Annotated in this window: 14 protein-coding genes; 13 read left to right on the forward strand and 1 reads right to left on the reverse strand. The window is 61.5% G+C overall.

Going from position 1 to position 13,518, the window contains the following annotated elements:
- Positions 1-7: 7 nt before the first annotated feature.
- On the reverse strand, positions 8-697 hold the full coding sequence (locus tag ACP6KB_RS19030; RefSeq protein ID WP_442114342.1) for an alpha/beta family hydrolase: 690 nt from the start codon (positions 695-697) through the stop codon (positions 8-10).
- A 49-nt stretch (positions 698-746) separates the two neighbouring features.
- Between ACP6KB_RS19030 and ccoN (ACP6KB_RS19035) the strand changes: the two genes are divergently transcribed.
- From ccoN (ACP6KB_RS19035) to ACP6KB_RS19095, 13 genes are all read left to right on the forward strand, one after another.
- Positions 747-2,171 carry a cytochrome-c oxidase, cbb3-type subunit I gene (ccoN, locus tag ACP6KB_RS19035; RefSeq protein ID WP_442108861.1) on the forward strand — a complete coding sequence of 475 codons (1,425 nt, stop codon included), beginning with the start codon at positions 747-749 and terminating at the stop codon, positions 2,169-2,171.
- Positions 2,172-2,181: 10 nt separating this feature from the next.
- A complete protein-coding gene (gene ccoO, locus ACP6KB_RS19040) occupies positions 2,182-2,790 on the forward strand; it encodes a cytochrome-c oxidase, cbb3-type subunit II (RefSeq protein WP_038613174.1) in 609 nt (202 codons plus the stop codon).
- Positions 2,791-2,795: 5 nt separating this feature from the next.
- A complete protein-coding gene (locus ACP6KB_RS19045; protein WP_442108862.1) occupies positions 2,796-2,993 on the forward strand; it encodes a cbb3-type cytochrome oxidase subunit 3 in 198 nt (65 codons plus the stop codon).
- Positions 2,990-3,937 (forward strand): cytochrome-c oxidase, cbb3-type subunit III, encoded by a 948-nt coding sequence (gene ccoP / locus ACP6KB_RS19050; protein ID WP_442108863.1) that lies wholly within the window; start codon positions 2,990-2,992, stop codon positions 3,935-3,937. Before ACP6KB_RS19045 ends, ccoP (ACP6KB_RS19050) begins: the two co-directional genes overlap by 4 nt.
- 488 nt (positions 3,938-4,425) lie before the next feature.
- Positions 4,426-5,868 carry a cytochrome-c oxidase, cbb3-type subunit I gene (gene ccoN, locus ACP6KB_RS19055; protein ID WP_442108864.1) on the forward strand — a complete coding sequence of 481 codons (1,443 nt, stop codon included), beginning with the start codon at positions 4,426-4,428 and terminating at the stop codon, positions 5,866-5,868.
- On the forward strand, positions 5,868-6,476 hold the full coding sequence (ccoO, locus tag ACP6KB_RS19060; protein WP_105641559.1) for a cytochrome-c oxidase, cbb3-type subunit II: 609 nt from the start codon (positions 5,868-5,870) through the stop codon (positions 6,474-6,476). Before ccoN (ACP6KB_RS19055) ends, ccoO (ACP6KB_RS19060) begins: the two co-directional genes overlap by 1 nt.
- Before the next feature lie 5 nt (positions 6,477-6,481).
- A complete protein-coding gene (locus ACP6KB_RS19065) occupies positions 6,482-6,679 on the forward strand; it encodes a CcoQ/FixQ family Cbb3-type cytochrome c oxidase assembly chaperone (RefSeq protein ID WP_010225992.1) in 198 nt (65 codons plus the stop codon).
- Positions 6,676-7,656 (forward strand): cytochrome-c oxidase, cbb3-type subunit III, encoded by a 981-nt coding sequence (gene ccoP / locus ACP6KB_RS19070; RefSeq protein ID WP_442108865.1) that lies wholly within the window; start codon positions 6,676-6,678, stop codon positions 7,654-7,656. Before ACP6KB_RS19065 ends, ccoP (ACP6KB_RS19070) begins: the two co-directional genes overlap by 4 nt.
- A 370-nt stretch (positions 7,657-8,026) precedes the next feature.
- A complete protein-coding gene (gene ccoG, locus ACP6KB_RS19075; RefSeq protein WP_442114343.1) occupies positions 8,027-9,442 on the forward strand; it encodes a cytochrome c oxidase accessory protein CcoG in 1,416 nt (471 codons plus the stop codon).
- A 12-nt stretch (positions 9,443-9,454) separates the two neighbouring features.
- Positions 9,455-9,994, forward strand: a complete 540-nt coding sequence (locus ACP6KB_RS19080; RefSeq protein WP_442108866.1) for a FixH family protein — start codon at positions 9,455-9,457, stop codon at positions 9,992-9,994.
- An 88-nt stretch (positions 9,995-10,082) separates the two neighbouring features.
- On the forward strand, positions 10,083-12,536 hold the full coding sequence (locus ACP6KB_RS19085) for a heavy metal translocating P-type ATPase (RefSeq protein ID WP_442108867.1): 2,454 nt from the start codon (positions 10,083-10,085) through the stop codon (positions 12,534-12,536).
- A gap of 12 nt (positions 12,537-12,548) precedes the next feature.
- Positions 12,549-12,761: a cbb3-type cytochrome oxidase assembly protein CcoS gene (gene ccoS, locus ACP6KB_RS19090; RefSeq protein ID WP_028945394.1), complete on the forward strand. Its 213-nt coding sequence runs from the start codon at positions 12,549-12,551 to the stop codon at positions 12,759-12,761.
- Positions 12,754-13,437 carry a sulfite exporter TauE/SafE family protein gene (locus ACP6KB_RS19095; RefSeq protein WP_442108868.1) on the forward strand — a complete coding sequence of 228 codons (684 nt, stop codon included), beginning with the start codon at positions 12,754-12,756 and terminating at the stop codon, positions 13,435-13,437. The genes ccoS and ACP6KB_RS19095 overlap by 8 nt, the downstream gene beginning before the upstream one ends.
- Positions 13,438-13,518: the final 81 nt, after the last annotated feature.

Genomic DNA, 13,518 nt, shown 5'->3' on the forward strand with positions numbered 1-13,518 from the left:
CGATCGATCAACGCAAAAACGCCACAATTCGCTCTGCAGCCGTTTGCAGATGATCAGCATGGCTGAACCCCGACGCCTTCAATGGCTTCAGGTCATGGTCCCCCGCTTGCAGCCAGCACAGTTCAATCGCGGGCGATAAGCTATAACCTTCCACCGTTTGCCGATTCCCCAAAGCATCGCGTTCACCCTGAACGATCAACGTCGGCGTCTTCAACTCGGCCAAATGCGCCACCCGTGGCTTCTCCGGTTTACCAGCGGCATAGAAGGGATAGCCCAGGCACACCAGTGCATCCGCCGCCAACTCATCCGCCAGCAAACTGGCCATGCGCCCGCCCATTGACTTGCCGCCGATGGCCAAAGTCCCAGTGACCAATGGTCGCACCTGCTCATACACCTCGCGCCAGCATTCCAGCAGTTTTGCCTGCGGATTTGGCGGCCTTTTGCCACCATCGAGGCGCCGCTGGACCATATAGGGAAACTCGAAGCGCAGCACCCCCAGCCCTTGTGCCGCCAGCCTTTGCGCCATTTCTTCCATGAACTCACTGTCCATCGGCGCACCCGCGCCATGGGCCAGAATCAGACAACACAAAAGCGCGCCATCCTCCTGATTTTGCGGGGCATTCCACCGCCAGCCACGCCGTTCGATCAGTTGCGCCCATTGATCCCCGTCAATACCGGCCAATTGCCCATTACTCATGCTTGCCTCGCTATTTAGCCTGCCTATAACCGTGGATGGGAACCCATACATGAACACAACCAGCAGTACCGCCTACAACTACAAGGTGGTCCGCCAATTCGCCATTATGACGGTGGTGTGGGGAATCGTCGGGATGGGGCTCGGCGTTTTTCTTGCCGCGCAACTCGTCTGGCCTTCGCTCAACTTCGACCTCCCCTGGACCAGCTTCGGGCGTCTACGCCCGCTGCACACCAACGCGGTGATTTTCGCCTTTGGTGGCTGCGCGCTGTTCGCCGCTTCCTACTATTCGGTCCAGCGAACCTGTCAGACCACCCTGTTCTCACCACGCCTTGCCGCCTTTACCTTCTGGGCCTGGCAATTGGTGATCGTGCTGGCCGCCGTCACCTTGCCGCTGGGTTATACCAGCTCCAAGGAATACGCCGAACTGGAATGGCCGATCGATATCCTGATCACCATCGTCTGGGTCGCGTACGCCGTGGTGTTCTTCGGTACCCTGCTCAAGCGCACCACCAAGCACATCTATGTGGGTAACTGGTTCTTCGGTGCATTCATCATCACCGTGGCGATCCTGCATATCGTCAACAACCTGGAAGTACCGGTCAGCCTGACCAAGTCCTACTCGCTGTACAGCGGCGCCACTGACGCCATGGTGCAGTGGTGGTACGGCCACAACGCCGTGGGCTTCTTCCTGACTGCAGGCTTCCTCGGCATGATGTACTACTTCGTGCCCAAGCAAGCCGAGCGTCCGGTGTATTCCTATCGCCTGTCGATCGTGCACTTCTGGGCGCTGATCACCCTGTACATCTGGGCCGGTCCCCACCACCTGCACTACACCGCCCTGCCAGACTGGGCGCAGTCGCTGGGCATGATCATGTCGCTGATCCTCCTGGCACCGAGCTGGGGTGGCATGATCAACGGCATGATGACCCTCTCGGGCGCCTGGCATAAGCTGCGCAGCGACCCGATCCTGCGTTTCCTCGTGGTATCCCTGGCGTTCTACGGCATGTCGACCTTCGAAGGTCCGATGATGGCGATCAAGACCGTCAACGCCCTGTCGCACTACACCGACTGGACCATCGGCCACGTCCACGCTGGCGCGTTGGGCTGGGTAGCGATGATCTCGATCGGCGCCCTGTACCACATGATCCCGAAAGTCTTCGGCCGCGAGCAGATGTACAGCCTGGGTCTGATCAACGCGCACTTCTGGCTGGCCACCATCGGCACCGTGCTCTACATCGCTTCGATGTGGGTCAACGGCATCGCCCAGGGCCTGATGTGGCGCGCCGTGAACAGCGACGGCACGCTGACCTACTCCTTCGTCGAAACCCTGGTGGCCAGCCACCCAGGCTTCATCGTGCGCTTCGTCGGCGGGGCGATCTTCCTCACCGGCATGTTCCTGATGGCCTACAACACCTGGCGCACCGTGCGTGCCCCAGCGGCCGTGGCCGCGCCTGCCGCCGCGCAGCTGGCTTGAGGAGATCCAGATGAAACACGAAGTAATCGAGAAGAACGTCTTTCTGCTGGTGCTGCTGATGGTGTTTGCCGTGAGCATCGGCGGCCTGACCCAGATCGTCCCGTTGTTCTTCCAGGACGTCACCAACAAGCCGGTTGAGGGCATGAAGCCCTACACCGCGCTGCAACTGGAAGGCCGCGACATCTACATCCGTGAAGGCTGCGTACAGTGCCACTCGCAGATGATCCGGCCGTTCCGCGCCGAAACCGAACGCTATGGCCACTACTCGGTAGCCGGTGAGAGCGTCTGGGATCACCCCTTCCTGTGGGGCTCCAAGCGTACCGGCCCGGACCTGGCCCGTGTCGGCGGCCGCTACTCCGATGACTGGCACCGCGCGCACCTGTACAACCCGCGCAACGTGGTACCGGAGTCGAAGATGCCGGCCTACCCGTGGCTGGTCGCAAGCCCGGTAGACAGCAGCCACACCGAGACCAAGCTGCGCACCATGCGCACCCTCGGCGTGCCCTACACCGATGCTGACATCAGCGGCGCTGTGGAGTCGATCAAGGGCAAGACCGAAATGGATGCTTTGGTTGCCTACCTGCAGGTGCTCGGCACCGCGATCAAGAACAAGAGGTAAGGGCCATGGACTTCACACTGGATATCGGCCAGCTGCGCGGCCTGGGCACCCTGCTGGTGGCCATCGCCTTCATCGGCCTGTCGTTGTGGGTGTTCAACCGGCGGCGTGACCGCGAGTTTGCCGAGGCAAGCCTGCTGCCATTCGCCGATGACCGCCAAGCACCTGCCGCCAACGAACCCGCACCGAGGAGTAACGGGCAATGACCACCTTCTGGAGTACGTACATCTGCGTACTGACCATCGGCAGCCTGATCGGCTTGACCTGGCTGCTGCTGGCCACGCGCAAGGGCGAAAAGCCCAACGGCGGCGACCAGACCATGGGCCACAGCTTCGACGGCATCGAGGAGTACGACAACCCGCTGCCACGCTGGTGGTTCTGGCTGTTCGTCGGCACCCTGGTGTTCTCGGTTGGCTACCTGATCCTCTACCCGGGCCTGGGTAACTGGAAAGGCATCCTGCCGGGTTATCAGGACGGCTGGACCCAGGTCAACGAATGGCAAAAGGAAATGGACAAGGCCGACGCCAAGTTCGGTCCGATCTTCGCCAAGTTCGCCGCCATGCCGGTTGAGGAAGTGGCCAAGGATCCGCAAGCGCTGAAAATGGGTGGCCGTCTGTTCGCCTCCAACTGCTCGGTGTGCCACGGTTCCGACGCCAAGGGTGCCTACGGCTTCCCTAACCTGACCGACAAGGACTGGCGCTGGGGCGGTGATCCGGAGACCATCAAGCAGTCGATCATGAACGGCCGCCACGGCGTCATGCCGGCTTGGGCCGAAGTGATTGGCGAGCAAGGTGTGGCTGACGTCGCCGGTTTCGTCCTGACCAACCTCGACGGACGCAAACTGCCGGAAGGCACCAAGGCTGACGTGGCCAACGGCGAGAAACTGTTCGCCACCAACTGCGTGGCCTGCCACGGTCCTGAAGGTAAAGGCACCCCGGCCATGGGCGCGCCTGACCTGACGCACCCGCAAGCGTTCATCTACGGTTCGAGCTTCGCGCAACTGCAGCAGACCATCCGTTACGGCCGTCAGGGCCAGATGCCTGCGCAAGAAGCCATTCAAGGCAACGACAAGGTCCACCTGCTGGCCGCCTATGTCTACAGCCTGTCCCAGGGTGACGCAGCACAGGGCGAGAACCTGACTGCCAAGTAAATCCAACGCGTAACTGAGCCTTGACTCAAACCGCCGCATCCCTCCGGATGCGGCGGTTCCATTTCCCCCTTGCGACCAAGTGTCGCACCTCCCCCACCGCCCCGCCTTGCACCCGCCTTGATCGGAACTAAGCTTGTTGCCACAGCGACCGTAACCCAAGGGCCGTGAATCCCCTTGACCGGTCGTGACTGTTGAAGAATGCGTGCAAAGGCAGACGGGATCGGCTCGACCTCTTTGTAACCCGCATGCCGGCAACGGAAACGGGGCACAACAAGCCTGACCGATTGGACAAGAAAAGATGAATAACGGTACACATATCAATCAGATAATTGTGTACACTTTGTCCGCCAACAATGCCCGGAACAGCGGTAGAACGGGCTTTGGCAAAGGTCGGCGCGGGAGCCATCGCGTTGCAATAACCACACGGTTTATACATACTTGCGCCGATTTTTTAACCTACAAAAACACCCAAACCGTGGAACCTTAGAATGAGCACAGCAATCAGTCCGACTGCTTATAACTATAAGGTCGTCCGCCAGTTCGCCATCATGACGGTGGTCTGGGGGATCCTTGGCATGGGGCTTGGAGTCTTCATCGCCTCGCAACTGGTATGGCCCCAGCTGAACCTGGACCTGCCATGGACGAGTTTTGGACGCCTTCGCCCACTGCACACCAACCTGGTGATTTTCGCCTTCGGTGGCTGTGCGCTGTTTGCCACTTCCTATTATGTCGTGCAGCGAACCTGCCAGACGCGACTGATTTCCGACAGCCTCGCGGCCTTCACCTTCTGGGGTTGGCAAGCGGTGATCGTCGGTGCGCTCATTACCCTGCCACTGGGTTACACCACGACCAAGGAATACGCCGAGCTGGAATGGCCGATCGCCATTTTGCTGGCCATTGTCTGGGTCACCTACGGTGTGGTGTTCTTCGGCACCATCGTCAAGCGTAAAACCAAGCACATTTATGTGGGTAACTGGTTCTACGGTGCCTTCATCGTCGTGACCGCGATGCTGCACATCGTCAACCACGCGTCCTTGCCGGTCAGCCTGTTCAAGTCGTACTCGGCTTACTCCGGTGCTACCGACGCGATGATCCAGTGGTGGTACGGCCACAACGCCGTGGGCTTCTTCCTGACCACCGGCTTCCTCGGCATGATGTACTACTTCGTACCCAAGCAGGCCGAACGCCCGATCTACTCCTATCGCCTGTCGATCGTGCACTTCTGGGCACTGATCACCCTGTACATCTGGGCCGGTCCGCACCACCTGCACTACACCGCCCTGCCAGACTGGGCGCAGTCGCTGGGCATGGCCATGTCGATCATTCTCCTGGCACCGAGCTGGGGCGGCATGATCAACGGCATGATGACCCTGTCGGGCGCCTGGCATAAGCTGCGCACCGACCCGATCCTGCGTTTCCTCGTGGTGTCGCTGGCGTTCTACGGCATGTCGACCTTCGAAGGTCCGATGATGGCGATCAAGACCGTCAACTCGCTGTCGCACTACACCGACTGGACCGTTGGCCACGTACACGCCGGCGCGTTGGGCTGGGTAGCGATGATTTCGATCGGCGCCCTGTACCACCTGATCCCGAAAGTCTACGGCCGCGAGCAGATGCACAGCATCGGCCTGATCAACGCACACTTCTGGCTGGCCACCATCGGCACCGTGCTGTACATCGCTTCGATGTGGGTCAACGGTATCACCCAAGGCCTGATGTGGCGTGCAATCAACGATGACGGCACCCTCACCTATTCCTTCGTCGAGGCCCTGCAGGCCAGCCATCCGGGCTTTATGGTCCGCGCCCTGGGCGGTGCGTTCTTCGCCTCCGGCATGCTGCTGATGGCCTACAACGTATACCGCACTGTCCGCGCGTCGAAACCGGCCGAAGCTGAAGCCGCCGCTCAGATCGCTGTAGTGGGAGCCCACTGATGAAGCACGAAGTAGTCGAGAAGAATATCGGCCTGCTGGCCTTCTTCATGGTCATCGCCGTGAGTATCGGCGGCCTGACCCAGATCGTCCCGCTGTTCTTTCAGGACGTCACCAACAAGCCGGTTGAAGGCATGAAGCCACGCACCGCGCTGGAACTGGAAGGCCGTGACATTTACATCCGCGAAGGCTGCGTACAGTGCCACTCGCAGATGATCCGTCCGTTCCGCGCCGAAACCGAACGCTATGGCCACTACTCGGTAGCCGGTGAAAGCGTCTGGGATCACCCGTTCCTGTGGGGTTCCAAGCGTACCGGCCCGGACCTGGCCCGTGTCGGCGGTCGTTACTCCGACGACTGGCACCGTGCTCACCTGTACAACCCGCGCAACGTCGTGCCTGAGTCGAAAATGCCGGCCTACCCCTGGTTGGTAGAGAACAAGCTCGACGGCAAAGACACGGTCAAGAAGATGGAAGTCTTGCGCACCCTCGGCACGCCGTACACCGATGCAGACATTGCCGGTGCCCGCGACGCAGTCAAGGGCAAGACTGAAATGGACGCCCTGGTTGCCTACCTGCAAGGCCTGGGCACCATCATCAAAAGCAAACGGTGACATTGATGGATATCGGGATGATTCGTGGCCTGGGCACCGTCGTGGTGATGGTGGCCTTTATCGGCCTGGCGTTGTGGGTGTTCAGTTCTCGGCGCAAGTCCGAGTTCGACGAAGCGACCATGCTGCCCTTCGCGGATGATCCCGAAGCCAGCAAGCACGTCGAGCAAGCGCAAGCGAAAGCGTCTAGGAGTAACAACGAATGACTACCTTCTGGAGTCTGTACGTCACCGTTCTGAGTCTGGGCACCATCTTCGCCCTGACCTGGCTGCTGCTGTCCACCCGCAAGGGCCAGCGCAGCGATATCACTGAAGAAACCGTGGGCCATGCCTACGACGGCATCGAGGAATACGATAACCCGCTGCCGCAGTGGTGGTTCTGGCTGTTCGTCGGCACCATCGTTTTTGCCCTCGGTTACCTGGTGCTGTACCCGGGGCTGGGCAACTGGAAAGGCGTGTTGCCCGGCTACCAGTACCTGGACAACGAGAAGAAAACCGCGTTCGCCAACGGCCAGGCTGGCTGGACCGGCGTACACGAGTGGGAAAAGGAAATGCTGCGTGCAGATGCCAAGTTTGGGCCGATCTTCGCCAAATTTGCTGCCATGCCGATTGAAGAAGTGGCCAAAGATCCTCAAGCCCTGAAGATGGGTGGCCGCCTGTTCGCCTCCAACTGCTCGGTGTGCCACGGTTCCGACGCCAAGGGTTCCTACGGCTTCCCTAACCTGACCGACAACGACTGGCGCTGGGGCGGTGATCCGGCCACCATCAAGACCACCATCATGGGCGGTCGCCATGGCGTGATGCCGGCCTGGGCAGAAGTGATCGGCGAGCAAGGCGTTGCTGACGTTGCCGCTTACGTGCTGACCAACCTGGACGGCCGCAAGCTGCCAGAAGGCGCGAAAGCTGATGCCGCCAATGGCCAGAAGATTTTCGCAGCCAACTGCGTGGCTTGCCACGGTCCTGAAGGTAAAGGCACCCCCGCCATGGGCGCACCTAACCTGACCCACCCACAGGCGTTCATCTACGGTTCGAGCTTCGCGCAACTGCAGCAGACCATCCGTTACGGCCGTCAGGGCCAGATGCCTGCTCAGGAAGCGATCCAGGGCAACGACAAGGTCCACTTGCTGGCCGCCTATGTCTACAACCTGTCGCATCAAGGTGAAAAGGCGGCTGAAGCGAAGTAATTCGCATAGCCACCCCAAAAGCCCCGTCAGTGCAGACTGGCGGGGCTTTTTTTATAGGCGCTGACGGTGGGAATAACATGTAGGAGCGGGCTTGCCCCGCGATTGCAGTTTGCCAGCCACAACGCTTCGCGGGGCAAGCCCGCTCCCACAACTGATGGCGCAAGACAATGGCCCCCAAACCACCCGCTTGACCCAGATCACTTGACACGCCCACTACACTAAACACCAGGCAAACCCAACGCGACTAAAGGTCGCAGCGTGCCCCATGTTGCCACTACAGGCGTATCATCCGCCCTAGAGCAGCATAAACGTCTGACTGCGATCGGCATGTACTGATCGTGGCACTCTTCCACTGCCGTGGGACTCAATGATGAGCAAGCAAATTCCAGTACATGATGTCACCCCGCCTGCCAATAAAAACAAAGACAGCGTAGACCTCTACGCGTCTCGGGAAAAAATCTACACCCGTGCCTTCACCGGCATTTTCCGTAATTTGCGCATGGTCGGTGGCGCCGTCCTGTTCCTCCTGTACTTCGGTACGGTGTGGCTGAACTGGGGTAATCATCAGGCGGTCTGGTGGAACCTGCCAGAGCGTAAGTTCTACATCTTTGGCGCGACCATCTGGCCACAGGATTTCATCCTGCTGTCCGGCCTGCTGATCGTTGCCGCCTTTGGCCTGTTCTTCATTACCGTGTTTGCCGGTCGGGTGTGGTGTGGCTACACCTGCCCGCAAAGTGTCTGGACCTGGATTTTCATGTGGTGCGAAAAGGTCACTGAAGGTGACCGCAACCAGCGCATGAAACTCGACAAGGCACCGATGAGTGCCAACAAATTCCTGCGCAAACTGACCAAGCACAGCCTGTGGCTGCTGATCGGCTTCGTCACCGGCATGACCTTCGTCGGCTACTTCTCGCCGATCCGCGAACTGGTCGTCGAATTCTTTACCGGCCAGGCCGACGGCTGGGCCTATTTCTGGGTCGGCTTCTTCACCCTGGCCACCTACGGCAACGCTGGCTGGCTGCGTGAGCAGGTGTGCATCTACATGTGCCCTTATGCCCGCTTCCAGAGTGTGATGTTCGACAAAGACACCCTGATTGTGTCTTACGATCCACGTCGTGGCGAAACCCGCGGCCCGCGCAAAAAAGACGTCGACTACAAAGCCAAAGGCCTGGGTGATTGCATCGACTGCACCATGTGCGTCCAGGTATGCCCGACCGGCATCGACATTCGCGACGGCCTGCAGATCGAGTGCATTGGTTGCGCGGCGTGCATCGACGCCTGTGATTCGATCATGGACAAGATGAACTACCCCAAAGGCCTGATCAGCTACACCACGGAGCACAACCTGTCCGGGCAGAAAACCCATATGCTGCGCCCGCGCCTGATTGGTTACGCCGTGGTGTTGCTGGCAATGATTGCCCTGCTCACCAGCGCCTTTGTGCTGCGTCCGCTGGTAGGCTTCGACGTCAGCAAAGACCGCGTCCTGTATCGCGAAAACGCCCTGGGCCGGATCGAGAACGTCTACAGCCTGAAGGTGATGAACAAGGATCAGCGCGACCACGTCTACGTGCTGGAAGCTGCCGGTCTGCCAGGCCTGAAGCTGGAAGGCGCGAAGGAAATCCGCGTTACCGCCGGCGACATTGTCAGCCTGCCAGTACAACTGTCGATGGCCCCGGAAGAACTGCCATCGAGCACCAACGAAGTCACCTTCATCCTCAAGGACGCCGACGACAGCGCCACCCAGGTTGAAGCCAAGAGCCGTTTCATCGGCCCGCAAATTCGATAAGAGACTGAGCCTATGCCTTCTGCAACTGCCGCAAGCCCTTGGTACAAGCACCTCTGGCCGTGGATCATCATCGGCGTGCTGGCCACTTCGGTGACCTTGAGCCTGACCATGGTGACCATCGCGGTGAACAACCCCGACAACCTGGTCAACGACAACTACTACGAGGCCGGCAAAGGCATCAACCGCTCGCTGGACCGCGAGTTGCTGGCCCAGACCCTCAAGCTCCAGGCCAGCGTGCACCTTGACGAGCTGACCGGTGAAGTCGAGCTGCGCCTGAGCGGTAACAGCCAGCCGAAAACCCTGGAACTGAACCTGATCTCGCCCACCCAGCCAGAGAAGGACCGCCGGGTCATCCTCGCCCAGAGCGCCGGCGAAGCCGGGCGTTACGTGGGTCAGCTGACGGACAGGGTCGAAGGACGTCGCTTCGTTGAACTGCTTGGCAGTGAGAACGAGCATGTCTGGCGCCTGTTCGAAGAAGAACAGGTTGGCCATGATGTGACCCTGCAGCTGGGTGATGAAGCGCTGCAAGGGGCTGAACACCTCGAGAATTGAGTCGTCATTGATCGCGGGGCAAGCCCGCTCCCACGTGGGAGCGGGCTTGCCCCGCGATCAGCTCCCTCCGACCTCACGACAGATCGCTATGACCAGCCCCACGCCCTGCTACCACTGCGCCCTGCCCGTTCCTGCCGGCAGCCACTTCACCGCCGTGGTACTCGGCCAATCCCGGCTATTCTGCTGCCCGGGCTGCCAGGCTGTGGCCGAAGCCATTGTTGCCGGCAACCTCGAGAGCTATTACCAGCACCGCAGCGAAGCCAGCGCCAACCCCGACGCCCTACCCCAGCAATTGGTCGACGAACTGGCCCTGTACGACCGCGCCGACGTGCAAAAGCCCTTCGTGCGCCACAGCGGTGAGCTCGCCGAAACCACCCTGCTGATTGAAGGCATCAGTTGCGCGGCCTGTGGCTGGTTGATCGAAAAGCACCTGCGCAACCTGCCAGGAGTCGCCGAGGCACGCCTGAACCTGTCCAACCATCGCCTGCACGTGAACTGGGCCGACAGCCAGTTGCCGCTGTCCAAGCTGTTGGCCGAACTGCGCCACATTGGCTACGCCGCTCACCCCTACCAGGCTGATCGTGCGGCCGAACAATTGGCCAACGAAAACCGCACGGCCCTGCGCCAACTCGGCGTCGCCGGCCTGCTGTGGTTCCAGGCGATGATGGCGACCATGGCCACCTGGCCAGAATTCAATATCGACCTGAGCCCGGAACTGCACACCATCCTGCGCTGGGTCGCGCTGTTCCTCACCACCCCCATCGTGTTCTACAGCTGCGCCCCGTTCTTCCGAGGCGCGGCCCGCGACTTGCGCACCCGCCACCTGACCATGGACGTCTCGGTCTCCCTGGCGATTGGCCTGGCGTACGGCGCCGGCATCTGGACCGCCATCACCGGCAGTGGCGAGTTGTATTTCGACGCGGTGGGCATGTTCGCTCTATTCCTGTTGGCCGGTCGCTACCTGGAACGCCGCGCACGTGAACGTACCGCTGCTGCCACGGCACAACTGGTCAACCTGCTGCCCGCGTCCTGCCTGCGCCTGGGGGCGGCAGGTCAAAGCGAGCGGATCCTGCTCAGCGAACTGCAACTGGGCGATTGCGTACTGATCCAGCCCGGTCATGTGGTGCCGGCCGATGGCCGTATCGTCAACGGCCAGTCGAGCATTGATGAATCGCTGCTGACCGGCGAGTACCTGCCTCAGCCGCGCCGCGCCGGTGATGCGGTGACCGCCGGCACCCTGAACATCGAAAGCGCGCTGACCGTCGAAGTCCAGGCCCTGGGCCAGGACACACGGCTATCGGCAATCGTTCGCCTGCTTGAACGTGCGCAGTCGGAAAAGCCGCGCCTGGCGGAAATTGCCGACCGCGCCTCGCAGTGGTTCCTGCTGTTCTCGCTGGTGGCTGCCGCAGCCATTGGCTTGTTGTGGTGGCAACTGGACCCGTCCCGGGCGTTCTGGATTGTTCTGGCCATGCTGGTCGCCACCTGCCCTTGCGCGCTGTCACTGGCCACGCCAACGGCACTGACGGCCGCCACCGGCACCCTGCACAAACTCGGTTTGCTGCTTACCCGCGGTCACGTCCTCGAAGGCCTGAACCAGATCGACACGGTGATCTTCGACAAGACCGGCACACTCACCGAAGGCCGCCTGACCTTGCGCGCCATACGGCCGCTGGCCGAGGTTGATGCCGATCAGTGCCTGATGCTCGCCGCCGCTTTGGAAAACCGCTCCGAGCACCCGATTGCCCGCGCCTTCGGCCGTGCCAGCACCGCCGCCGATGAAGTCCACGCCGAACCGGGCCTGGGGCTTGAAGGCGTGGTGCAAGGTCAACGCCTGCGCATCGGTGAGCCGGGTTACGTGTGCGCCCTGAGTGGCACCACCGCGCCAACGATGCCCGCCGAACCCGGCCAATGGCTGCTGCTGGGCAACAGCCAGGGCGCGCTGGCCTGGCTGGTACTCGATGATCGCCTGCGCCATGACGCCGCCGACTTGCTCGCCGCCTGTCGCGCCCGTGGCTGGCAGACCTTGCTGTTGTCGGGCGACAGCTCGCCGATGGTGCACAGCGTGGCCAGCGAACTGCAGATCGACCAGGCCATCGGCGGCCTGCGCCCGGACGACAAGCTGGAAAAACTCAAAGCCCTGCAGCAACAGGGGCGCAAAGTGCTGATGCTCGGCGACGGTGTCAACGATGTACCGGTGCTGGCCGCTGCCGACATCAGCATCGCCATGGGCTCGGCCACCGACCTGGCCAAGACCAGTGCCGACGCCGTGCTGCTGTCCAACCGCCTCGATGCCTTGATCCAGGCCTTCAGCCTGGCCAAACGCACCCGTCGGATCATTATCGAAAACCTGCTCTGGGCAGCGCTGTATAATGGCCTCATGTTGCCTTTCGCCGCCCTCGGCTGGATTACTCCGGTATGGGCGGCGATCGGCATGTCGGTGAGTTCGCTGATCGTCGTGCTCAACGCCTTGCGCCTGACCCGGGTCAGCGCCCTGGCCAGCAGCGATTCAGCCACCCGTACCTCTGACCCCGCCACGGCCTGATCAGGAGCTAACATGCCCGCGCTTTACGTCATGATTCCGGCCGCGCTGCTGATCGTCGCCATCGCTGTGTACATCTTCTTCTGGGCGGTAGACAGCGGCCAGTACGACGACCTCGACGGCCCGGCCCACAGCATCCTGTTCGACGACCAGGACCCACAACACACCGCGGCGATGGACGAAGCCGACGGCAAGAAACCCGACGACGGCGCACCACCTCGTGCTTGAACTGCTGCCCCTGCTCAGCTCGGCGCTGATCCTTGGCTTGCTTGGCGGCGGCCACTGCCTGGGCATGTGTGGCGGCCTGATGGGCGCGCTGACCCTGGCGATCCCTAAAGAGCAGCGCCAGCGCCGCTTCCGTTTGCTGCTGGCCTACAACCTCGGACGTATCTGCAGCTACGCCCTGGCTGGCCTGTTGCTGGGCCTGGCCGGCTGGGCGGTGGCCAGCAGCCCGCTGGCGTTGGGCATGCGTGTAGTGGCTGGGTTATTGCTAATCAGCATGGGCCTGTACCTGGCCGGCTGGTGGAGCGGCCTGACTCGCATCGAGGGCCTGGGCCGCGGCCTGTGGCGCCATATCCAGCCAATCGCCAACCGCCTGCTGCCGGTGTCGAGCTGGCCGCGCGCGCTGCTGCTGGGCGCACTGTGGGGCTGGCTGCCGTGTGGTCTGGTCTACAGCACCCTGCTGTGGGCCGCCAGCCAGGGCAACGCGGTCGACAGCGCCCTGCTGATGCTGGCCTTCGGGCTGGGCACCTGGCCGGTATTGCTGGCCACCGGACTGGCCGCCGAGCGCACCAGCGCCTTGCTGCGCAAACGTGGCGTGCGCGTCGCCGGTGGCGTGCTGGTGATCCTGTTCGGCATCTGGACCCTGCCCGGCCCACATCAACACTGGCTGATGGGCCACTGAAGCCACGTTGATGCAAATCAAGATGTATACACTGACGCGCGCCTAGAATTTGCACACTGCTGCTCATTCTGGGGATTGCCC

The organism is Pseudomonas sp. NUPR-001 (assembly GCF_052147955.1).
In the GTDB taxonomy this organism is placed as follows: Bacteria; Pseudomonadota; Gammaproteobacteria; order Pseudomonadales; family Pseudomonadaceae; genus Aquipseudomonas.

Bases quoted from the DNA above. Each gene is read 5' to 3' on its own strand.
- ACP6KB_RS19030 (WP_442114342.1), bottom strand. From the start codon at position 697: ATGAGTAATGGGCAATTGGCCGGTATTGACGGGGATCAATGGGCGCAA.
- ccoN (WP_442108861.1), top strand. From the start codon at position 747: ATGAACACAACCAGCAGTACCGCCTACAACTACAAGGTGGTCCGCCAA.
- ccoO (WP_038613174.1), top strand. From the start codon at position 2,182: ATGAAACACGAAGTAATCGAGAAGAACGTCTTTCTGCTGGTGCTGCTG.
- ACP6KB_RS19045 (WP_442108862.1), top strand. From the start codon at position 2,796: ATGGACTTCACACTGGATATCGGCCAGCTGCGCGGCCTGGGCACCCTG.
- ccoP (WP_442108863.1), top strand. From the start codon at position 2,990: ATGACCACCTTCTGGAGTACGTACATCTGCGTACTGACCATCGGCAGC.
- ccoN (WP_442108864.1), top strand. From the start codon at position 4,426: ATGAGCACAGCAATCAGTCCGACTGCTTATAACTATAAGGTCGTCCGC.
- ccoO (WP_105641559.1), top strand. From the start codon at position 5,868: ATGAAGCACGAAGTAGTCGAGAAGAATATCGGCCTGCTGGCCTTCTTC.
- ACP6KB_RS19065 (WP_010225992.1), top strand. From the start codon at position 6,482: ATGGATATCGGGATGATTCGTGGCCTGGGCACCGTCGTGGTGATGGTG.
- ccoP (WP_442108865.1), top strand. From the start codon at position 6,676: ATGACTACCTTCTGGAGTCTGTACGTCACCGTTCTGAGTCTGGGCACC.
- ccoG (WP_442114343.1), top strand. From the start codon at position 8,027: ATGAGCAAGCAAATTCCAGTACATGATGTCACCCCGCCTGCCAATAAA.
- ACP6KB_RS19080 (WP_442108866.1), top strand. From the start codon at position 9,455: ATGCCTTCTGCAACTGCCGCAAGCCCTTGGTACAAGCACCTCTGGCCG.
- ACP6KB_RS19085 (WP_442108867.1), top strand. From the start codon at position 10,083: ATGACCAGCCCCACGCCCTGCTACCACTGCGCCCTGCCCGTTCCTGCC.
- ccoS (WP_028945394.1), top strand. From the start codon at position 12,549: ATGCCCGCGCTTTACGTCATGATTCCGGCCGCGCTGCTGATCGTCGCC.